Raw genomic sequence first — 21,188 nt, 5'->3', positions numbered from 1 at the left:
CATGGATGACGAATTCCCGCGGCGTCGGGAGAAATTCCCCTTCGGCCTCGCCCATCTGGGGCTCGATGCGGTGGAACGGGAGATTCCCGCTGACGAGCCGCCGCCACTGGCGCCCAACGCCGAGTTGACGCAGATCGGCAAGGATATCCGCCGCTGGGATGCGCGGAACAAAGTCACTGGCGCAGCCCTTTATACGGTGGATGCGCATCAGCCGGGAATGCTCCATGCGGCGGTGTTGCGCTCGCCTTTGCCCCATGCCCGCATTCGCTCCCTGGATCTTTCCCCAGCCGCTGCGCTGCCCGGCGTCCATGCGGTCCTGACCGTAGTGGAGCCCCCGGCCGATGGCGCCTCCATGGTGCTGCGCTATGTCGGCCAACCCATCGCCGCCCTGGCGGCGGACACGCCGGCACTGGCGGAGGCGGCGTTGCGCCTGATCCGAGTGGAGTATGATCCCTTGCCCTTCGTTGTGGATCTCGATGGGGCCAGACAGGCGGATGCGCCCATCGTTTACCCGGATTCCGAGTGGCAAAAAAGTCCATCGGCCGGCCTGCCTGCGGCAGCCGGTGATCTCCCCATCACCGGCAATATCCGGGGACCCGAGAGCAAAGGCAGCCGCGGCGACATCGATGCGGGTTTCGCCGCCGCCGAGATCGTGGTAGACGGAACCTATCATACCCAGGTCCAGACCCATTGCTGTCTGGAACCCCATGCCATCGTCGCGGCCTGGCACGAGGACGGTCTCGACGTTTGGATGTCCACCCAATTCACCGCCGGCGTGCGCGCCCAGTTGGCCCGCCATTTCCAATTGCCCCTTTCCCGCGTCCGCGTACGGGCCGAGGCCGTTGGCGGGGGGTTCGGTTCCAAATCGCAGATTGGACTTTACGGGCGCACGGCGGTAGCCCTTTCCCGGCTGGCCAAGGCGCCGGTACGCCTGGTCCATCGCCGCGACGAGGAACAGATGGATAGCGGCAACCGCCCCTCCAGTGAGCAGCATCTGCGCATCGGGGCCCGCCGCGACGGCACCCTGATGGCGCTTTCCCTGCATTCCTACGGCAGCGCCGGCATCGCCTTCGGCGCCGGCGTCGGCAATATGGCCACCGCGTTATACCGTTGCCCCCATGTGGAATCCCTGCAGTATGATGTTTTCACGCATGCCGGTCCCGCTTGCCCCATGCGTGGTCCCGGCAACACCCAGGGTGCCTTCGCCCTGGAACAGGGCATCGATGAACTGGCGGAAAAACTTGCCATGGATCCCCTTGCCCTCCGCGATGTCATCGACCCCAGCCCCGTTCGCCGGGAGGAACGCCGCATGGGCGCCGAAAGAATCGGCTGGACGCAGGGCAAGCCGCTGGGGGCTGATCAGGGGCCTATCAAACGTGGTAGGGGCATGGCGCAATCCCTGTGGTCCGCCAATGTTCAGACCAATGCCGCCTGCGAACTACGCCTGTGGCGGGATGGCCGGGTCGAAGTGCTTTCCAGCGTGCAGGACATCGGCACCGGAGTCGGTACGGTCCTGGCCCAGGTGGTGGCCGAGGAGCTGGGTCTGCGGCCGGAAGATATCCATGTGCGCATCGGGGATACCGAATTTCCCTCGGGACCACCTTCCTACGGCAGTCGTACCACCGCCTCCATCACTCCCCCTGCCCGCACCGCCGCCTGGCAGATCAAAGAGGCCCTTTTCCGCTCCGTCGCCTCGTCTTGGCAGGTGGATCCGCAACAATTGACCGTGCAAGACGGCTGGATCCATTTGCGCGATGCGCCGCAGCGGCGCATCTCCTGGCAGGAGGCGGCCGCCGCCCTGCGTACCGACCGCATCAGCGCCTTTGCCGGGCGGATCGATGACTACGCCGGTTTCCGCAGCCGCTCGGGTGATGCGGCCATGGCACTGAACGACTTGGGTGGAGTCCAGTTCGCCGAAGTAGCCGTCGATACGGAGACAGGCGTCATCCGCGTGGAACGAGTGCTGGCCGTTCAGGACTGCGGCCGTCCCATCAACCCCTTGCAGATTGAAAGTCAGGTGCAAGGAGGCGTGCTCATGGGCGTTTCTTATGCGCTGCTGGAGGAACGGATCCTGGATACCAACACCGGCTGGATGCTCAATGCCAATCTGGTCGATTACAAATTGACCGGGGCGTGGGACGCTCCTCAGATCGAGGTGATACTGCTGGAAAATTACCAGGGATTTAGCGCCACCGATGCCTACGGCATTGCCGAACCGGCCAACATCGCCACCGCCGCCGCCATCGCCAACGCGGTCTACAACGCCATCGGGGTGCGCATGCGGTCCTTGCCCATGACGCCCGCAAAGGTACTCCATGCCCTCGGTGCCACAGGCGGAGGGCCGCGCTGATGGAAGCCTTCCAGTGGCAACAGGCCCGGTCGCCGACGGAAGCCGCAGCCCTCGTCACTCAGACCACGGCCGAGGCGATGCTCACGCTGCAAGATACGCCGATCGCACAACAAGCCATTCTGGTGAAAGCCGGCGGGGTGGACATGCTGGACCTTATGAAGGAGGGCCTGGTCAATCCCCTGCGTCTGGTGGACGTCAGCCAGTTGGCGGAACTGCAGGGCATCTCCCGGGGGAGCGACGGCAGTCTGCGCATCGGGGCGCTGACTACCCTGGCTCAGATCGCCGCACACCCCGGTCTCCACCAGAGCCATGCCGCGTTGGCACAAGCGGCCGCCATGGCGGCCAGCCCGCAAATCCGCAACCGCGCCACGCTGGGCGGGAATCTGCTGCAACGGCCGCGCTGCTGGTACTTGCGCTCTGCCGCCCATCACTGCCTGCGCAAGGGCGGTGGACACTGCTTCGCCTTTGCGGGCGACAATCGCTACCACGCCATTTTTGCCAATCACGGCTGCGCCATCATCCATCCCTCTACCCCGGCCACCGCGCTCCTGGCCTTTCATGCGCAGGTGGAACTTCTCCACCCGCAAGGACAGCGGCGGCAGGTTCCGCTGGAGGATTTTTTCGTTTTGCCCGAAGCAGATATGCACCGGGAAAACATTCTTGCGGCCGGGGAGATCCTGACGGCGGTATGGCTGCCGCCCCAGATGCAGACCAATCACTCCATTTATTTCCAGGTTGCTGAACGGGAAGCCTTTGATTGGCCCCTTGCGGCCGTAGCAGTGGTCGTGGATCTCGACGCAGCCGGCCTTTGCCGGGAGGCGAGTATCGTGCTCGGCGCAGCGGCGCCGACGCCCTGGCGGGCGCGACAGGCAGAAGCCCTGCTGACGGGGGCGACCATCAACGGGGAAACGGCGGAGGCGGCGGGAGAAGCGGCGCTGGCGGGGGCAACACCCTTAGCGCAGAATGCCTACAAACTACCCTTACTCGCAACGTTAGTACGCCGTGCCGTGCTCGCTGCCGCCGCCTTGTCGCAGGATCCACGGCCGTAGCCTAGAAAAGAGTGATCCATCAACGGGCAAGTTCACTTTGTCATGGAGCCGGTTCCGCTGTGCCTCGGCCCATGCCCGCAGATTCGCAGAAAGCTAGGTCTTTCGGGGTATCGATATCCCTATGTACGCCGGGGTTCGCGCACGGGTATAGGCGTAACTCGTCGAGATGCCGCGCCACGATGCTCCGCGCCCCTTCATCTCCCTTCAGTCCGCATAGGGCAATTCCAAAGGACCGGGAAAAACCGACGGGATGCCCTCGCCTGCCCCCATAAAGGGGAGCGGCCAAGACCGCACCGTTCCGCAGTAACTCCGCCACCCCTTGGATGGTGCCCTTCTGAATAAAGGGCATATCCGCCAGCGCGATGATCCACGCGTCCGCCTCCGCGCTCGCCCGCACCCCGCACGCAATACTACGCCCCATGCCCTGCGACGATTCCGGACAGGGCAATACGGGGACGCCATGATCCGCGAAGAGCCGGGCCAATGCCTTGTCCTCGGGACGGATCACCGCAATCACCCGATCCACGCTCCCCATCAGCGCACGGGCGGAGGCGAGGGCCATGGGCGTCCCGCCGGCAAGGGGTTGAAGCAGTTTGGGGGAGCCGAAGCGACGGCTGGCGCCCGCCGCCAGAAGGATACCCGCGATCACGTACCGGCCAGGCATGAATTTATTCTCCCCAATCTGCTGGGCTCTGCGCTGGCCCATGGCCTTACCGCGGCCCCTTTTTCACCCTGAAATTATAGGATAAAGACGTGCCCGCCATAGCCACCAAGGCCCAGTGACCCTCTGCTGCGCGAAAGGAAGATAGTATAATACTTTTGGGTTGGCGACTGGTGGAGGGATGTTGTGGTGAATGCACAACAACAGGCATTACGCGACTTCACCAAGTATATCTGGTGGAAGACGCCTGACGATGCACTCCAATATGAACGTCGCCTGATCGCTCAGGTTATGAATTTAGGCGACTGGGAAGATGCCCGCCGACTGGAAACCACCTTTGGGCCAGAAAAACTGGTCGATGCCCTGAAGAATGCCGAAGCGGGATGGTTCACGCCGCGCATGTGGAATTTCTGGCATTACCGGCTGGGCCTAGCGGAGAGCGAAGACGATATACCCACGTTGCCGACCAGGAAGTTTCAGTGAGCACATTCAAGAAATTTCAACCACGAATAGAACTACTTCCAGACTTCGTGCAGGAGGGTAGTGTCCTGACCCACAGCCTGCTCGAAAGATTCCACGAGAGGCATCTGCACCCGGTCTTCCGACGGACGATAAAACGCCCGGCCAGCTTCCGCAGGCGATCATCGGGAGTTCCCTGGATCTCGGGACGTGGGGACCTCTCCAGCGGCGGGATGCCGTCGATCTGTGAGGCGTGAAACACCTTGTAGTAGCGCACGCCAAGACGCATTTCTGTGGGCTCAGGGTCCGCTGCTCCCTGTTCCCGGAGTCTGCCCATTTCCTCTTCCGTGCGCTTGTGCTCGTAACGCGACCACTTTTCGATGGGGATCCCATGCTCACCCTTGCGCACCTGCCAGCCCTGCTCCTGGGCCTGCTTGTAGGTACACCAACGTGGATCGGACGTATCCGGAGAGAACATCATGAGATTTTGGTAGTTCACCCCGCTGTAAGGCTTGCCTGTGACTGCATTGACCGGGGCCAACACATCGCCGGCTTCCCAGGGCCTTTGCCAGGAGGCGGTTCCTGCCTCGATCTGTTCAATCAGCCTATCGGCAAGCTCAAGACGGGGATCTTTCTTTTCGGTGTTGTTCCCGGAATGGAGTGGGGCGGGGACGGGCATCGTACTCTCCAGCGCAGTTAATCTTCGATTGGGAGGTATAGATCGGGTGATCGTGGTACAGCCTTATCGGGTCATGGGGCCGTTTTGTTCTCCGTGCGCACGGCCGCATATCCGTCGGCGTGCCGTTGCAAACGGTGTACCGACGAAACCCGTGCGTCCGCCCATGCCACCGTCCGGTTGACATGGGCGGCAAGCGTCGAGGACCGGATCCGCTGGGCCGCGCCGAAAGGCTGGCGCGCAGTTCGGTGTCAGGCACACGGTAGCCAGCTGTCGTAGTGAGGCGGATCTGCGCGCGCGGGATGGGGTTTACGCCGTGCGCCGCCGCGCAGGTAGGCAAGGCGAGGATAGCAAAACCAACGGTTGCCACGATCTTGCGCACGGGAAACTTCTTTTAGCCGGTTGATTCCGGATGCTTTGATGATCTTACCACGCGTGCTCTCGTAATAATCGCCACTCTCAACCCCTAAAACAGGCTAATAGTGTCACAACTCCGGACCACATTTTTTCTTCCCTAACGGCACCCGCGGGATTTTTTGAGCATCAAATTCCAGCTCCTTCTGCAGACTGTATAGCAATCCACTGACAGTATTCTCGAAATATTTCTCATACCCAGCCTTACCAAACACCTTGTCATGTTGTGTTTGCGGCAGTAATCGCTCCATCTGTGCACGAAACCCCTCTCCACTGGGTTCCCGGACCGTCATATCCAGGTCAAAACGCTTGCCAATCTTCCCGGCAATGCAGTCGTTGACGGCGGCCATACTCCGGGCGGAAAAATTCTTTCCACCCGCAAAGTAAAGCTCTTCACTGAATCGCTCAGAGCCATAGCATAGACGCAAAGACGTTCCGCAAAGACCCAAGAGCGAGCCGCCCCATATAAGCGGCTCGTTTCGTTTTACGCATTTTAAGGAACGCCTGGACCTCCACGTGGCGGTCCACCCATAGGGCCTTGTGGACGCTGTTGGGGATCCGGACCTCCGAGTCTGCCTGGGCCACCCTGCGGTGGCCCTCCTGCCGGTCCATGCTGGAACTGCGGACCCCCGGGTCCTGGCCTACCGGGTTGTAGTCCTAGTTGTGGGCCAAATCCTGGTCTGCCTGGTTGAGGTCCCGGACCTCCCGGCCTTCCTAGCCCCCCCTCTTGTGGCCGTCCTCCCGGACGATATTGTGGCCCCTGCGGTGGCCCTCCCGCCGGTCCATGCTGGAACTGCGGCCCTATGGGTCCTGGCCTACCGGTTTGCGGTCCATGTTGCGGGCTGAATCCAGGCCCACCAGGATAAAATCGATTGGCTCCTGGTGGACCCGGTGGACGGGTTAGCCTCGCTCCGGGCGGGGGCGGAGGTGGCTGCCGCATGCCCAGGTAATGGAAAAAATTTCCCGGCGGTGGCAGTGGTGGTGCGCCTGGAGGCGGTGGCGGAGGCGGAGGCGCACCCGCAGGTAGAGGCGGCGGAGGCGCTGGATAATACTGATAATAAGATTGCGGATAGTAGTACCACATCATGTATTGTGCATAGAGCGGTTGGCTGTAATAACTGGTGTACCCATAGGGCGGCTGCCAGTAAGCATACTGCTGGGGCCATCCAGCATTACCGATGTTGATACCCATATCTCCCAACAATACGCTGATATCAAAGGGAAAGGCCGTAGCCGGTACAAAACTGGACAACAAACCCGCTCCCGCAAGCGCGAGAGAGATGCGGAGTAAAATAGCTTTACGAGACATTTTAACCTCCTTGGTTATTTAGTATACTACAGGGCCGCGGATCCGTTTTATGACCCTGGCGGTTAATTGCCATACCCGTAATTACCAGGATCCGACCCATAGGCCGGTGGTGGCGGGCGGTTGCCCTGATAACCATATGCTTGCTGGCCCCCCTGGGAATAATAACCAGAATGGCCATATCCCCTGTGAGGAAACATCATACGCCCGAATAAAATCATGGCACCCAAGGCAAACAGAAGGAGTTTTGTAGTAGTTTTAATCTGCATGGCATTCTCCTTTACGTGGCCCTTCATCATCAACATCGGCAACAGAAAAGCGATTAACCCTTCCCTGATTGGGAGAATATGCTTTTAGTCTAGTCGCCTTCTGTAACAGGTTCCAGCCAGGTTCTGCCACTACTTTTCGGTAGGCGCTGACAAGAACCCTCATTGGTCCCTTGCCGTGCGGCTGAAACACACTCAGAGTGGAGCCCACCCTGAGTGTCACGTATGAATTTGATGATGTCGTCAGCGGATACTTAAAATTGCATACCTAAGCCCACATCCCCCCGAAGTATGTTGGGAGCGCCTCGCTGCGTAAAGTCATCATCGTGCAATCCGACATAGAGGGATACGTTTGCCATCAACGGATAATATGCGTTTACTCCCATTTGCAGTAGGTCCGATGTGCTGTTGAAAGTATCCGGTGCAAATCCAGAAACATGCTGGGTTTCAGAGATACCACCAAGGTACCCGATGTATCCGGTAAAATTGATACCCGGCAATGCAGTTGCTGCATATAGACCCCCACCCAGATCATTGGTGCTCAGCGAGGAGTGGTAGTCATAATAGCTGTTGGACTGTGCAAAACGGTTATACTCGTACCCCACATAAGGTCCGACAGCCAGGATGTTGCTGGCATGGAAGAGATAGCCGAATTTGAGTCCAACCGTATTGGTATTGCCCCCGGTATATCCCTGATAGGTGGCCCCGAACTCGTGGCGGTACTTAGCTGTACCAAACAATCCACCATTGTAAAGGCTGGCACGCAGACCCAGTCCGCCGGTGGTATTGCCATACTGATTGGTAGCCCCTTGCACATTGCCGGAAACACCGACTTGATTCATGACGCCATATACAGATGCTTCGGCACCTATCGGTAAAGTGATTGCGAGAGTCAACGCGGTTAACCATATTTTTTTCTGAATCATCGGAATACTCCTGCCTTGTTTAGTTTAAAAAATAGACTGAGTTTGACGGTATGCCTTTTAAAGTCATACCGTGCAATCAGACCGCCATTCGGGTTATGACAGAAAGCATGAGAAATCTCACTGACAAGCCCAGAGCTTTAGACAGCAGAATTTATGCCAAAGGTTCCGGCAGGCTGAATTTCTGGATGAAATCAGTGTCCTGCTCCGTCCGTTCATGAAATCGCTTTGCGGGTTTCACGGGATCTCGGTGCTAGCAGGCCAGTTCTCAAGCGCGTCTGTTGCGCTTTGGCGACAACCTATCATGGCATCATCTCATCGGATTCCGACAAGGCAAAACGAACCCATTGTATTTCTTTTGATATTGGAACCACTACAGGTGCCGTCTATGCTTTAAGTCAGCGGCGACTGGTCAAACGGGATCGCAAAGCCGATCATCGTTACTGGAAGGCGCTGCGCAAGTCGGAAAAACAGGACCGCAAAGCGGAAAGGAGGTATGACCACTTGCTGTACCGAAATCCGTGATTCACTTATTCAGGCGATGAAGATTAAGTGATCCCCTTAAAGGAGAACCTCATGTTGCATGAAATTCAGTACCTGACAGGCCGTAAAGTGTGGCATCACGCATTACGTATCGCGGCCTTGGGTGTTTTGGCGGCGTTGGCAGGATGTTATGCCTACCCCCCTGGCCCACCTCCGGGACCTGGCGGTTATTATGCGCAACCCGCACCACCGCCGCCACCCCCACCGCCGCCTGGAGGGCCAGCGGGTCCCGGTGGTTATTACCAGCAACCCGGTCCGCCCCCACCACCGCCCCCTCCATGAGAGGTTCCGCAAGAGGGTTCAAAAGCTACAGGCCAATCGCTCTGCTGTGAACTGGTTACGCAAAAACACGCCCCATTTGTTGCTGAAAATGGGGCGTGTTCCACATCATTGAAGGGTGCTTTCAGTGCATCAAAGCACCCGTCGCCGCTCCCGCCGCACCACCTACAGCGGCTCCTACTGCCGGACTGCCGCCAGCGACGGCACCGAGCACCGCACCGCCAGCAGCACCAATGGCACCCCCACTCAGTGCGCGTTGCCCGGTGGGGCTCATATTGGCACAACCGCCCAAAGCGATCAGGCCAATACCAATCAGCAGGGCCTTTGTCCGGTACTTATGCTGGCCATATTTAAAATTGAACGTGGATAACATGCGGATATTTCTCCTTAGGGTGTGGATGAAGAAGCGGATCTGGATAGCTGTTCCACGTCCCGCATTGCCCGGCGAATTTCTTGTTGGGCAACAGGATATGGCGTTCCAGAACCTGGTGCAGCGCATAGCGGTTTCACTACCGCCTGGATTTGGTCAAAGTCATCCATCAAAAGACCAGAGTGTGGCCGTTTTGTCAGTTTTTGTTGCAATCGATGAGCCTGCACCTGGTACCGCTGGCAATCGCGCTGTAATCCCAAGGGTTTCTGGATCGGACCCGTGGGAAGTGGCAAGACCGAGGTGGGAGGTTGGGACAATGATGGCATTGGCTGATGGGTAATGGATGTCTGTGCCGGTATCGGGGACGGAGCGACCATGGTTGAGGCACAGCCGTTCAATAGTAAAGTGACCGCAATTAGCCAAAAATACTGTATCCCTTGCATTCTGTCTTCCTACGAAATCCGGCGTCACTATCAGGGAGCGGATACATAGCCCGCCACAGGCGTGGGAACCGCGTAGTAGACGGGCGGAAATCCCGGCGGCGGTGGCGGGGCTGCATAGTAATACACGGGTTGTGGGGGTGGAACATAAGCCGCTGGGGGAACAGGATAATAAACAGGTGCCCCTCCCAATGAAACACTGAGCCCTGGAATTGCCAAACCCAGGGAAAGGTTATCGGCAAGCGCCGAGGTGATTCCAGCAACTGGCGAAAGCACGAGAATAACGGCAACCGCCAATAGCATCGGTTTTCGTCGCACCTGTGAAGCATGGAGGAACGGCTTCATGGCAATGCTCCCATCGAAAATCCAAGGCCAAAAGTACACAAGCAAAAAACATTCCCGGCAGGACTTCTGGCTCTTTACGGGCTTCCAGTGGGTATTAACCCTGATCGGCACATCTCTGCTGTAGTCAGTTGACTACATTTGTACGTTGCTCCATCTCATCTCGCTGATTTGGTAGGGCTTGTGTTGTCGCCGTTGTGCCAGTCTGCAGAATCATCAGGGGATGAGAACGACCGGCTTGATTCCATGACAATTTGGCTCCTTTATGCTGGCAATAGGGTATCGCAACAATAACGTCATGTAGTAAGCTGGCCATGCATGTTATGTAGGCGGGTTATGCAGCCAACAGCCATGTTAATGTTCAGCCCGATAGACCGTCTGTTGCGCTATTGGCCCTTGGCAGAATGCGGCATGTTATAGTAGGCCACACTACCTGCAGCACTTGCCGCCATCAACGGCAAGCAGCCGCTGATTAGGATTGCTGTGCCACAAGCAACCATTGCACGCAGCCCAAGGCGCAGCATTCCGCGTATCTTATTTGAGGCCCTGTGCTCTATTGATGAGATTTTAGGCATAGAATCATCCTTTGCCAGTGCATCCAGCCGTTAATATCTGGCTCAACTCCTGAATCATACATACGGCTAGTCCTATGGCCATAGGACAGCCTGGCATCCTTGCGTATCCAGTAACACATAATAGCGTATGCGTATTTGGGTTGCTTGGCATAATTGGCCTCATTTGTTACTTGAGCGATCGCCCTAGCTGAGCGCTTCCATTGGCTTTGATGTGTGTGACGGTGGGTACGATTTCAGATCCTTGGTTTGAAGCTGCATTTACAGTGCCTGTCGTGCTGGTGGCGTGGCAATCACCACGGTGGTTTCAGACGGACAAAACAACGCGCAGATCATTGGTCAAATCGGTAATTCTAACGTACATCGCAGGACGCATTGCTTACTTCGGCCTTGAGCTTCTGCACATGGTCCCAAGCCAAAGCCTGGGTGTCAGCGCTGCTGACCATCCAGCTGTTCGTACTCCTCAAATCCCACCCCATCGGTGGTATGGGTTGCCTTGCGCAGTACCATTGAGCCCAGGAAATACTGCCCTTCCCGGTTGTGCTCGCTGGCGTAATTCACATCATCGATCATCTCGGAAATTTCATCCTTGCCCCAGACGTAGGCCCGCTGGTAATCCAGGATGCGGAACCAGAAGCGTGAAAACACTTCGCCAATGACAATTTGGGCGCTCTCGATCTGGCCTTTTTGCTTGAACTTATTTCCTCTCCCTGGAATTACCTGGATGCAGCAGCAAACCACTCATCGAGTCGCGGGTTACTGGTGATCAGCAATAGCTTCTTGATCATGGCGGACTGATTGATGTCCAAGCGAACGAAATGCTCGCCATCCGCTGAAGTTCGTTCATAAGTCGTTTCCATCGAGAACCTTGTGTACACAGGCGAGGTGGACAGGTCGGGAGAGCTCGGGGGTGTAAACGCTGGTGTCCACCTGATCATAAATCCGAAGCCCGTAGCGCCGGTAGGCCAGCTCGGGCCGCCTACCCGGGCAGGAAAAGAGTTCGCCGTAATAGTGGGGGATGTCGGCCGCCTGCAAGGACGCCTCAAAGGCGCGCCAGAGAGCCAGACCGACACCGCGGCCCCGATAGGCCGCGGCCACGTTGAAGTGCATGTGGGCGGCTCCCGGAGGGTGCCTGGGGCGCTCCCGGAAGCTCCTGGTCAAGAGCCACCGTACATAGAGACGGCTGCGCGGGTGGTAGTCGTAACTGCCCTTCAGGCTGCGGGAGCACATTCGCATGGCGGTACGGGAGCCTTCGTAGACAAGCAGCCAGGGGAAGTCATGACGCACCGAACCGAGCAGGTAGCCTGCCAGACGACCATCCGCTTCCGCGACAAAGGCCCATTCCGGCTCGTAATCCAGGTAGGGGGTGGTATGGAGGTCGGCGAAGAGCTCGCGGTCGCAAAATATACGGTCGATGGGCTTGCCGAAAAAGCCGGTATCGCAGCACAAGCGACGGATGCTTCCCCGATCCGATGACTGGTACGGGCGGATCCGGAATGCCTTTGACCTCGAGTGGCGAGCCGAAACGCCAGCATAACCGTCCTGGTTTTGGATGAAAAATTCTGAGACGGCCATGGCTAGATAATCGCTTGGCGAGGCAAGGCGCTGGGTGCGCATGGGCTCTCTCCCTCCAGACCAGAGTTACCGGAACTGACCGCAAAGGTCGCGTAGATACTCCTCGAAGTCCGGGCCGACTTCCGGGTGTCGCCGGGCGAGAGTCAGCGTCGCCTGGAGATAGCCCAGCTTGTCACCACAGTCGAAGCGCTGGCCGGCAAAGCGATAAGCGAGCATCTGCCGTTCGCCAAGCAGCTCAGCGATGGCATCCGTCAGCTGGATTTCCTGGCCGGCGCCCATTTGCGCGTTTTCCAAAAAGTGGAAGATGCGCGCAGGCAGGATGTAGCGGCCTACGACGCCGAGATTTGATGGGGCTGCTTCAGGGCTGGGCTTTTCGACGATGCCTTCGACCTGATAAACGCATTCATCCCAGGGACGGACTTCGACGACCCCATAGCGGGTACTGTGCTCCCTGGGAATCTCCTCAACGCCCAGGATGCCGGACTGATAGCGCTGGTGCAGATCCATCATCTGGGCGAGGACCGGCCTGTCGGCAAGCATCAGGTCATCAGCGAGGAGCACGGCAAAAGGCTCGTCGCCCACCACCGGGGCGGCCATCGCTACCGCATGGCCCAGGCCTAGTGGATGGGGCTGGCGCAGGTGGATGGCCTTGACGTGTCTAGGCAGAATGGCCCGGACCTGCTCGAGCAATTCTGTCTTGCTCTTCTTCTCAAGCTCCTTTTCCAGCTCGTAGGAGACGTCGAAATGGTCGGCGATGGCTCGCTTGCTCCGCCCAGTAATGAAGATCAACTGATCGCAGCCGGCCGCAACAGCCTCCTCGACGGCATATTGGATCAGCGGCTTGTCGACCACCGGCAGCATTTCCTTGGGGCTGGCCTTGGTGGCGGGCAAAAACCGGGTCCCTAGCCCGGCTACGGGGAATACCGCCTTGCGAATACGATCCACATTTCCTCCTGTAAATTGCAGCGAGTGATGACGGAAGCAGGGGTGTACGGAGCGGTCAATGCAACGCCGCCAGGAATTCCGACCCGGCATCCGAACACAGGTAATGCCGAAACTGCTGGCTTCCCAGCAGCAGGATCCATTCCCGCTGGGAAAGCCCGCCCTGGGCCATGGCCTTGTCATGCAGACGGCGGTAGAGTTCGGTCTTGGTGTGGCGATGCGGCAGTTCCACCAGATCCGCTTGCTGCGCCTTGCAGATGCGCACGAACACCGGCAGATACTCCTTTGGGTCGTCCGTATCCGGGATCTCCCACCATGAGCGGAACTGCTGCTCCAGGGTACGAACCTCCTGCAGCACCTTGGGGGGATTCAACTCCTCAGGGATGGCGAACCAGCGAATGCGATTGATCGTAGGAAAGGTTCGGCTGGTCCATTGCACTAAGAAAACGCTAAGGGCCCAGCCGGCCAGGATCGGTGCATACCACATCAGCATGCTGCCGGGCTGTATCCAACCGTATGTTATGGACTCCAGCAGCATGGCGTGCAGGGACTGGATGGCCCCATGCACCAGGGCCAGCAAGGCCGCCCATCCTGCGATCCCCAGGACCATTACACCGCGAAAGGATTTCCATGCATCTTTCCATGCAACGGCACGGTCATCCCGTTGCTGCTGCCCCCATGAAACGGTCCGACGCTTGACCCACGCCCAGAGAAAATAGCTGACCATTATCATCATGAGCGGCGCATAAAAAAACGAAAGTACTGTATCGGCAAGCACCGACCATATCAGCTTGATGCGCCCGCCATACATAGGGGCTTTGTGCGACCTCATATGCGTCAGGATGGCCAGGATGCGGGGGAGGAATAGGAACACCATGCTTGCCGCCAGCAGTAGGCCCATGGGAACCATCAGCATCTGAACGGACCCAACGGACAGGTTGGCGGCACTCAAAAAATGCACCATGGTGTATGCGGATACCAGCAGAAAAACGAACCATATGGGGGCAGTGACATACCCCATGGCCCCGTTGATGAAGATTTCCCTGTGCATCCCTCGTATGCCATTGAGGAACAGCAGCCGCAGATGCTGGAGGTTTCCCTGCATCCAGCGCCGTTCTCTGACGAGAAATGCGATTATGTTTGCGGGCACTTCCTCGTACGAGCCTGTCAACTCGGGGACGAACCACACCTCGTAACCCGCCCGGCACATCATGGCTGCCTCGACGAAGTCATGGCTTAATGGTTTGCCGCCCCAGGGCTTTGGCCCGGGGAGCTTCGGCAGGACGCAGTGGTCCATGAATGCCTGTGTCCGGATTAAGGCGTTGTGGCCGATATAACCCGCATGGCCCATTTGCATCACCATCAGTGAATAAGAAAATACCGAGCCATAAAGATGGGCGGCGAATTGCAACATGCGTCCAAAGAAGCTCTCCCTGAATACCGGACGGGGATTGGTCTGCAGAATCCCGATGCGGTGATGAGCGGCCATGGCTCGCCACATCTCGATGCAGGCCTCCCCGTCCATGATCGAGTCGGCATCCATGACGAGCGTATAGGCATAATGCCGTCCGTAGCGCCGGAAGAAGTCCGACAGGTTGCCCATCTTCTGGTTGGCGTTGATAGACCGGTGCCGGTAGAAAAGCGGCAGGTCCGGACGTTCCCGCTTGAGCCGCTGCACCGCCATTGCCTCATGGGCGACCATGGCCGGGCGCCGGCTGTCCGATAGAAGGAACGTATGGGCGCGAGGCGCAAGATCCGGACGATAGGCGCGTATGGCGTCCCAGGTGGCCACGAGTCCGGCCAGGACCCGAGCCACGTCCTCCTGGTACACAGGAAACAGTAGGGCCATCGTCTCCCCTCCCGGCGGATCTCGCCGTTCCCGCAAAGGGTGGTAGGGGTTGCCGGCGATGCCCCGGGAAACGTGCCAAGTGCCGATCAGGATCTTGTAGAAACTCTGGATCATGAAGAAGGACATGACCCCGTAGAGGGAGAGGTATGCCATCTGCCAAACTGGCGCCAGCGCCTGGTCTCGCAGGATGTTGTCCACCAGCAGGAGTATCGCCGCCACGGTCGCCACGGTCAGGGCCAGAGTGCTGCGCCGGCGATGGCGGAGCAAGCGCTCCCAAGGCACCTTTGGCACTGTTCCCGCCTTGGGCTTGCCTATGGGGCGCATGAAACGCCGCCGGAAGGCACCCTTCCATGAGCGATCCCAAATGGCGGCAGGTAGCGGGTGCCTGTTATGTTCGCGAAACATGGCTAATTCCCTGTCTGAACAGGAATACCAACGGCGCCCGTCGGCTGGGTGGCTACCTCCTTGAACACCTGAGCAGGAAGAGCGATATTCAGGAGCAAGTTTAGTGCCCTGTTCAGCTTGACGATCGGTTGGCTGGAGACATACAGCACGCTGTTGTTCCTGACCAGATACCGCTGTGACGCCAGGAATCCGGCGCCACTATCCCAATGGAACACGGCCAACTCCATTCGGCCGTTGGCTTCGGGATGGTAAAGGAGAACATAACGATAGTTGGCCGTATTGCCGTTCAGGCCGCCGGCCTTGGCCAGGACCTCACTGACCGGTACGTTTCCATCAAAACCGTATATGTCCGGCTTGCGCATTCCCGATCCCAAAATGCTGACTCGCACCGGTGCTCCGCTAATCTCCACCAGTCGCTCTCCTGGGACCAGGGGAATGTGCTTGCGGAGTGCCTGAGCAATGGGAAGGCTGGCCAGCATCCGTCCATGGGCCACGACATGGACACTGGTACTGTGATGCATGGCGCTCGAGGCCCATCCGGATCCGGAGCTGTTTCCACCACTGACTCCAGACAGTGCCTGTGCCAGCGTCCAGCCGTGCGGCGTCCACGGCAGGAAATGGCGGTTTCCGGCGCCGTAAATCCAGACTCCCTGGGCTTGGTGGGCGACGCGCACCTGGGCTTGGGGTGCCTCCATGGTCTGTCGCTTGGCGTAGGCCCTTGCTATGGCTTGTGCGGCTATTGCGGGAGTATCTCCCGCAACCCGGAGAGACGGTAGATATGGCAGATCTATCCGGCCCTGTGGGTCCACTGTGACCGGACTCAGGTTGGTGGCGATCAATCCGCTTCCGTTAGCGGAACTGAGATTAAGGCCTGAATAGGACCAGAGCCGAATTTGAAGAACGTCGCCTGCCAGCAGCGTCCCGGAGTATGGGTGCCTTTCGGCGTATTCCCGCAGGGTAGCGACTGCTTGGGCTACGGCTTGCCGCTGCTGATTACGCAGGTTTTTGGCTTCAGCGGCGGCCTTTTCCGGGGTTATGGTCTGGATGCGCTCGCCCGCTGAAGGGTGCAGCAAAGTGGTACTTCCCGGGCCGCCGGAGGGGAACTGTGCGCATCCGCCGAGCACGGCGGCGAGAAGCGGGAAGTAGAGGAGTTTCGTCTTCATCGCAAGATGCTCCAAAGCAGCAGGGTGCCGACTAGAACCCAGAATATCCAGGCCTTGCGGTCCGGCCCGGAAGGGCCAAGCGGCTTTTGCGCGGGACTTAGCACATGAAGAGTGTACCAGGGACGAACGGACGCGATCTGGGCCTGCACATACGCGGCATTGGCCAGCTTCAGCTGTTCCCGTAAGGAGTCGACCCGCATCTGCAAAAGGGTGTAGTGGCCGAACACCGCAGACATCTGAGGCATTTGCCGCTGTAGCCGTTCTATACGCTGGCGGACCGCCGCGGCTTCGGCGTCCAGATTTCCGATCATTGGGCTATGGGGGGCACCGCTGGTGAGCGCCTGGCGTTGCGCGTCGATCCGCGCTGATTCTGTCTCCAGGGTGTTCATCAGGTGAAGCGCGGCCGCGTCCTCAGCGCTGGGAAACAGGCTCTTTTGCGCTTGTAGATACGCATTGCTGGCTTCCTGCGCCGTTTCGAGGCTGCCGGTCAAGGTTTGGACCAGGCGCTGGGCCTGCGCCAACTGCGCGAGGGACTCTTGCTGGTGCATGCGCAGAAGGCGCCGTTCGGCAACGGCAGTCGCCTGTTGCAGGACGGCCAGGCTGTTCGCGGCGGTGTAGGCGGTGGAATGCACGGACAGCACCCCGCTCTTGGGATTCACGCGGGGACGCAGCCGGTCCCGATAGGTAGATAGCAAGCCTTTCGCGCCGCACGACCAGAAATTGGTGGCGCTGCAATACCCGTACAACGGCCCCCACCGGTAGATCCGCGCCAGATCCAGTTTGCTATCCACCGCCCGCCAGGTACTGCCCGCTTTCAGGAGGGAAGCCAGCACCCGCCCCGCGCCGCTGTCGGCCCCGCCGGCGTTTCCTTGCAGGACGCCGGAAAAGCTGGTGCCGGAGCTTCTCCGGTACACCAGCAGGTTGGTGGTGACGGTGTATTGATCCGGATGGGCAACCCAGTAGGCCGCATTGAGCAGGTTCGGTACGAACACAAGTCCGATCAAAAGCTTATGACGGGACGCCCAGGAACTCATCGGAAATTCTCCATGTCGGTTTCTATGATTCATCTGCGGAACAAAGCCACATCAATACCTGCCACTCCATCTCAATGGGGATAGCGGCCGGCTGTTGGCCTCCAGTTGGGCATAGCGTTGCCTCTCGCGCTCCACTTGGCCGCGCAGGTTCTCTATTTCGCCCAGCGCATCCCGCAGCGCCATGCGCAACTCGTTGGTGTGGCTTGGAACCAACCGCATGTTGGGTGTGCACCGCAAAAGCGAGCGCCAGTAGGTCATACGGGTTTCCATGGCTATCGACATCTCCTCTGTTCCGTATTGTGGCTGTCGCCTGCAAGAGAGTCTTCTCGCACAATGGCTTCAGGCTCTGCCGGGCGGTCGGGATCTACTCTAGACGCGTAGTCGGACGCACCATCAGGCAGGCGATTTTTATGCATGGATCATGCCAATCCGCCATATCAGCGAAAGGCCATAAAATTTTTCCATAGGTTACCTATGCAGTTTCTCCCATATATGGAAAGAACCCATGCCGTCCTACCGCCCCGGTTTGTCGCCAAAGCGCAACAGATGGCAATACCCATACTATCTGGTAAGGTCCCAGATTCGGTTAGATGGCCTTTGCTTGCGAGTTCTATACCCAGCCTGGGGGAAAACGGCTACGTCTTTTTGCAGGGCACCTCGAATAACTCCGCCGATGTGGTCTGATCGGGTAAAATAGGATGGTCTCGAGTGACAGGAGATTGGGCGGGGATGATTGCGCTCAGGACAGCCATCCAGAACGATCTTTTGCCGGTGAGCTGCGGGCTCGAAAGGTCGAGGAGTTCGGGGATTCGCTGCGGAAGATCGTGCAGTGTCGTGGTTATCCAACGGCTGACGGATGCGGTCGATCAGATTGCGCCCCCTCCCCTGCAAGGAAATGGTGGCCGTCAGCCTGACCCCAGCGAGTTCATGGTGCGGGTCCTAGTGGGCAAGCGACTACATGGATTGTCCAACGAACAGGCCGGATTTCAATTCCTGGATCGACGGAGCTTCCAACGTTTCTGCGCCTGGAGCATGCGGTAGACATTCCTGACCGCACGAGATAGCCCAAGATCACGGGGTGTACCCGACTCAGGTGGCACAGTGGAAATGAGCCATCCAGGAGCAGGCCGGGACGCTGTTTGAAGGTAAGCGGAGGCCCCAGCCGCTGGATGCCGAAGGCCGGGCTCCCCCGGAGAGCAGGGTAAACTAGCCTTCCATGGCTTCCAGGCCAATGTTTTGTATAGCCCAATTCGTGCTTGAAGTTTGGAATTGTCACCAGCTGGCAATATGGTGCCACCGATGGTCGGCGTAATGGCGCCATTTCAAAGTGCCGAATTCGGGGTCTCGAACACGTTCAAGATAATTGACGTCGAGCACGATCACTATGTACTGCCCTTTCAGTCGACAAACCGCTGGTATAGGATGCCCTGGACCTGAATCCGTGATCTGGTAACCGGGCGGCCAGCAAATGGCCTGAGTGGGCCGTGAGGCCAAGGGCTAGGTCATTCCGGCGGATGGATAAAGAGGGTGCGGGCTCCTTTGGTGATGGTTTTTGTGGGTATTTTGAGGTGGTTTTTCAGCGGGAGGGCAGCCGTCCGCCTCCTATCAGTGGCGGCGTCCGGAAAAGGCGGGAGTGAGGAAACCATACCGGATGGCAGGGTGCCGACCAGACCGCATAGAGGCGTTGGAAAGGAGCAAAGGCCAGGGTATGCACCGGAAAGGACAGGATCTGGCGGCGGGCATGGCGCACGCAGTGAGCCGCCAGGGTCATGATTTCCTGGATGACGGTTTTTACCCGGCGGCGCCTTCCTCCCAGACAGTCACGCGTTTGCCAGGGCGGGGTGATCCCCAGACCGCCTCCGGTTCCGCACGGTGGCGCTGTGCGATGGCCTCCAGATCCTGGCCCCGGCGGTTCCATTTCACCAGAAAGGCAACGGGCGCACCGGAGGTCTACCGGCACGTGGCGTCGTACCGGGCGATGGCCTGGGCGATGTCCTTGCCATGGAATCCGGCATCAGGCGCACCAGCAAGGGGCCTGCGTCAACTGCAGGGCCCGGGGGCAGGACGCGATCCAGGGTGGCATCCATCGCCTCGGCGCTGTGTTGGGTGCCTTCGCGCAGTTCCATGCCGATGCACCAGCCATCCTGTCCCAGATACGCCGCAATGGGGGCATAACCCACAAGCCGGCATAGGTCCAGCCAATGCCCTCCTTGCGGGTATCCGAGTTGTCCAGAGTGAAGACGTCCATGTCCAAAGCCACCCCGCCACAGGACTGGGGAGTGACGGGCACCTTGGACTGCTTCACTAGTTGCAGCAGGGATTCATCCAATACGGGCAGAACGCCTCGGCCTTGGCATCCAGTCTCTGGCGCAGGGTGGGACTCGACGGGATAGCCCGTAAGCCCAGGGCTTCGCCAAAGAACCGGTCTTCCCGAAAAGCGCTCAATGGCGTCGAAATCGAACTTGCCCAGACACAGCAGTCCCCAGTAGGCAATGAGCACATCGCTGTTGGGGATGCCGCTGCGGACGGGAAAATGGGGATCAATGATCTGCCGCAACCGGGAAAACCGGGCGATGGCCTTACCGGCCAAGACCAAACCCGCCAGTGGAGTCAGGGTTTCATGGCCCTGACGAAGGATAAATTGCACCGGTTCCATACGCACCCATCAGGTGAACGGCGAATGGCCATATTATCCCATAATAATCAAATTGTTGAAACGGATTTTGTGGGGTTGGCCCACGGATTCAGGTTCAAAGTTACCATCACTTGCGGTTGGCTGCCAACGGTTTTTCTTGGAATTCACGGGAAGCTGCATATAGAAAAACCCCGCATTTTCTTGTGGTTATGTATATTTCAGGAAGCTGCTGGATGTGAATTTGGCGGTGGGGTGGTACCCCGCATCAAACGACTATTGAAAGGACGGAATCGAAGCGCTGCGGGCTGCGCGAACCATTGCGAACTCCATCGACAAGCCTGCCGGTAAGGCCATCGGCCGTGGACGATCAAGCGCGATTTTCACCCTGATTGGTGACCGGAAAGGCTGCTCAACCTCGTCTGCTTTCCGGGGCCAGTTCAATTCCCAAAACGGGAATCAAACCCGCGTCCGACGCCTCGACCAACACCACACCCATTTACGCCCATTCAAGCCAAGCTCCGCTGGAGGTAATGCAACCGCATTGACAAGACAATGCGACTGCATTACCATCCAAGCGTCAACCCAAATCCGCAGGAGACTGCCATGGCCGCGACCCTCGAAGTCGAATCCACTCTCACCGATCGCTACCAGACCACGGTGCCGGAAACCGTGCGTCGTGCCCTCAAGCTGGGCAAGCGCGACAAGATCCACTACACCATTCGCCCCAGCGGAGAGGTGGTGCTGACGCGCGTCCAAGCATCCGACGGTGACGACCCTGTGCTCGGTCAGTTTCTCGGCTTCCTGGCCGCCGATATCACTCGCCATCCTGAGCGGCTGCAAGCTGTGGATGCCGGCCTCGTCCAACGCCTCCAGTCGCTGGTCGGCGGCGTCGATGTCGATCTCGATGCCGCCCTGTCGGCAGACGATGAATAAGT

The 21,188-nt window shown here is 58.8% G+C and carries 19 protein-coding genes; 4 read left to right on the top strand and 15 right to left on the bottom strand.

The features are described from left to right. Window position 1: 1 nt before the first annotated feature. Complete coding sequence (locus tag AFERRID_RS03745) at window positions 2–2,350, top strand: xanthine dehydrogenase family protein molybdopterin-binding subunit (protein WP_126604377.1); 2,349 nt, start codon at window positions 2–4, stop codon at window positions 2,348–2,350. Further along, entirely contained in the window at window positions 2,350–3,399 is a 1,050-nt protein-coding gene (locus tag AFERRID_RS03740; RefSeq protein WP_126604376.1) for an FAD binding domain-containing protein, read from the top strand. The genes AFERRID_RS03745 and AFERRID_RS03740 overlap by 1 nt, the downstream gene beginning before the upstream one ends. A 40-nt stretch (window positions 3,400–3,439) precedes the next feature. On the opposite strand, the gene AFERRID_RS03735 is transcribed toward AFERRID_RS03740, so the two are convergent. Next, entirely contained in the window at window positions 3,440–4,063 is a 624-nt protein-coding gene (locus tag AFERRID_RS03735) for a nucleotidyltransferase family protein (RefSeq protein ID WP_126604375.1), read from the bottom strand. 186 nt (window positions 4,064–4,249) lie between these two features. Here AFERRID_RS03735 and AFERRID_RS03730 point away from each other — a divergent pair, with 186 nt between their 5' ends. Next, window positions 4,250–4,543: a hypothetical protein gene (locus AFERRID_RS03730; protein ID WP_197722477.1), complete on the top strand. Its 294-nt coding sequence runs from the start codon at window positions 4,250–4,252 to the stop codon at window positions 4,541–4,543. A gap of 16 nt (window positions 4,544–4,559) precedes the next feature. Here AFERRID_RS03730 and AFERRID_RS16315 read toward each other — a convergent pair whose 3' ends face one another. From AFERRID_RS16315 to AFERRID_RS03635, 14 genes are all read right to left on the bottom strand, one after another. Continuing rightward, window positions 4,560–5,198, bottom strand: coding sequence for an ArdC-like ssDNA-binding domain-containing protein (locus tag AFERRID_RS16315; RefSeq protein ID WP_423856248.1), 639 nt, complete (start codon window positions 5,196–5,198; stop codon window positions 4,560–4,562). A gap of 482 nt (window positions 5,199–5,680) precedes the next feature. Then, window positions 5,681–5,959, bottom strand: coding sequence for a hypothetical protein (locus AFERRID_RS03720; RefSeq protein WP_126604374.1), 279 nt, complete (start codon window positions 5,957–5,959; stop codon window positions 5,681–5,683). Between the two features lie 1,021 nt (window positions 5,960–6,980). Further along, window positions 6,981–7,184: a hypothetical protein gene (locus AFERRID_RS03710; RefSeq protein ID WP_113525958.1), complete on the bottom strand. Its 204-nt coding sequence runs from the start codon at window positions 7,182–7,184 to the stop codon at window positions 6,981–6,983. A gap of 251 nt (window positions 7,185–7,435) precedes the next feature. After that, on the bottom strand, window positions 7,436–8,107 hold the full coding sequence (locus AFERRID_RS03705) for a hypothetical protein (protein WP_113525959.1): 672 nt from the start codon (window positions 8,105–8,107) through the stop codon (window positions 7,436–7,438). 943 nt (window positions 8,108–9,050) lie between these two features. Next, window positions 9,051–9,299 carry a YMGG-like glycine zipper-containing protein gene (locus tag AFERRID_RS03695; protein WP_172959324.1) on the bottom strand — a complete coding sequence of 83 codons (249 nt, stop codon included), beginning with the start codon at window positions 9,297–9,299 and terminating at the stop codon, window positions 9,051–9,053. Between the two features lie 1,780 nt (window positions 9,300–11,079). After that, window positions 11,080–11,298 (bottom strand): GmrSD restriction endonuclease domain-containing protein, encoded by a 219-nt coding sequence (locus tag AFERRID_RS03680; protein ID WP_172959323.1) that lies wholly within the window; start codon window positions 11,296–11,298, stop codon window positions 11,080–11,082. Between the two features lie 195 nt (window positions 11,299–11,493). Beyond that, the gene (locus AFERRID_RS03675; RefSeq protein WP_145987105.1) at window positions 11,494–12,267 is read right to left on the bottom strand and encodes a hypothetical protein; all 774 of its coding nucleotides are present in this window, start codon (window positions 12,265–12,267) and stop codon (window positions 11,494–11,496) included. A 24-nt stretch (window positions 12,268–12,291) separates the two neighbouring features. Next, window positions 12,292–13,170 (bottom strand): UTP--glucose-1-phosphate uridylyltransferase GalU, encoded by an 879-nt coding sequence (gene galU / locus AFERRID_RS03670; protein WP_126604372.1) that lies wholly within the window; start codon window positions 13,168–13,170, stop codon window positions 12,292–12,294. Window positions 13,171–13,225: 55 nt separating this feature from the next. Continuing rightward, complete coding sequence (gene mdoH / locus AFERRID_RS03665; protein WP_113525964.1) at window positions 13,226–15,421, bottom strand: glucans biosynthesis glucosyltransferase MdoH; 2,196 nt, start codon at window positions 15,419–15,421, stop codon at window positions 13,226–13,228. Between the two features lie 2 nt (window positions 15,422–15,423). After that, entirely contained in the window at window positions 15,424–16,584 is a 1,161-nt protein-coding gene (locus AFERRID_RS03660) for a polysaccharide biosynthesis/export family protein (protein WP_126604371.1), read from the bottom strand. Next, complete coding sequence (locus tag AFERRID_RS03655) at window positions 16,581–17,618, bottom strand: hypothetical protein (protein ID WP_113525966.1); 1,038 nt, start codon at window positions 17,616–17,618, stop codon at window positions 16,581–16,583. Before AFERRID_RS03655 ends, AFERRID_RS03660 begins: the two co-directional genes overlap by 4 nt. Window positions 17,619–17,669: 51 nt before the next feature. Continuing rightward, on the bottom strand, window positions 17,670–17,888 hold the full coding sequence (locus tag AFERRID_RS03650; protein WP_113525967.1) for a hypothetical protein: 219 nt from the start codon (window positions 17,886–17,888) through the stop codon (window positions 17,670–17,672). Window positions 17,889–19,194: 1,306 nt separating this feature from the next. Continuing rightward, window positions 19,195–19,389, bottom strand: coding sequence for a hypothetical protein (locus AFERRID_RS15270; RefSeq protein WP_181710098.1), 195 nt, complete (start codon window positions 19,387–19,389; stop codon window positions 19,195–19,197). A gap of 243 nt (window positions 19,390–19,632) precedes the next feature. Further along, complete coding sequence (locus tag AFERRID_RS03635) at window positions 19,633–20,274, bottom strand: hypothetical protein (protein WP_192796469.1); 642 nt, start codon at window positions 20,272–20,274, stop codon at window positions 19,633–19,635. 582 nt (window positions 20,275–20,856) lie between these two features. On the opposite strand from AFERRID_RS03635, the gene AFERRID_RS03630 reads away from it, so the two are divergent. Then, window positions 20,857–21,186, top strand: a complete 330-nt coding sequence (locus AFERRID_RS03630) for a type II toxin-antitoxin system PrlF family antitoxin (RefSeq protein WP_113525968.1) — start codon at window positions 20,857–20,859, stop codon at window positions 21,184–21,186. Window positions 21,187–21,188 lie beyond the last annotated feature (2 nt).

Origin of the sequence: Acidithiobacillus ferridurans (assembly GCF_003966655.1) — a bacterium.
Lineage (GTDB): Bacteria > Pseudomonadota > Gammaproteobacteria > Acidithiobacillales > Acidithiobacillaceae > Acidithiobacillus > Acidithiobacillus ferridurans.
This window is presented reverse-complemented; position numbering and strand designations above follow the sequence as displayed.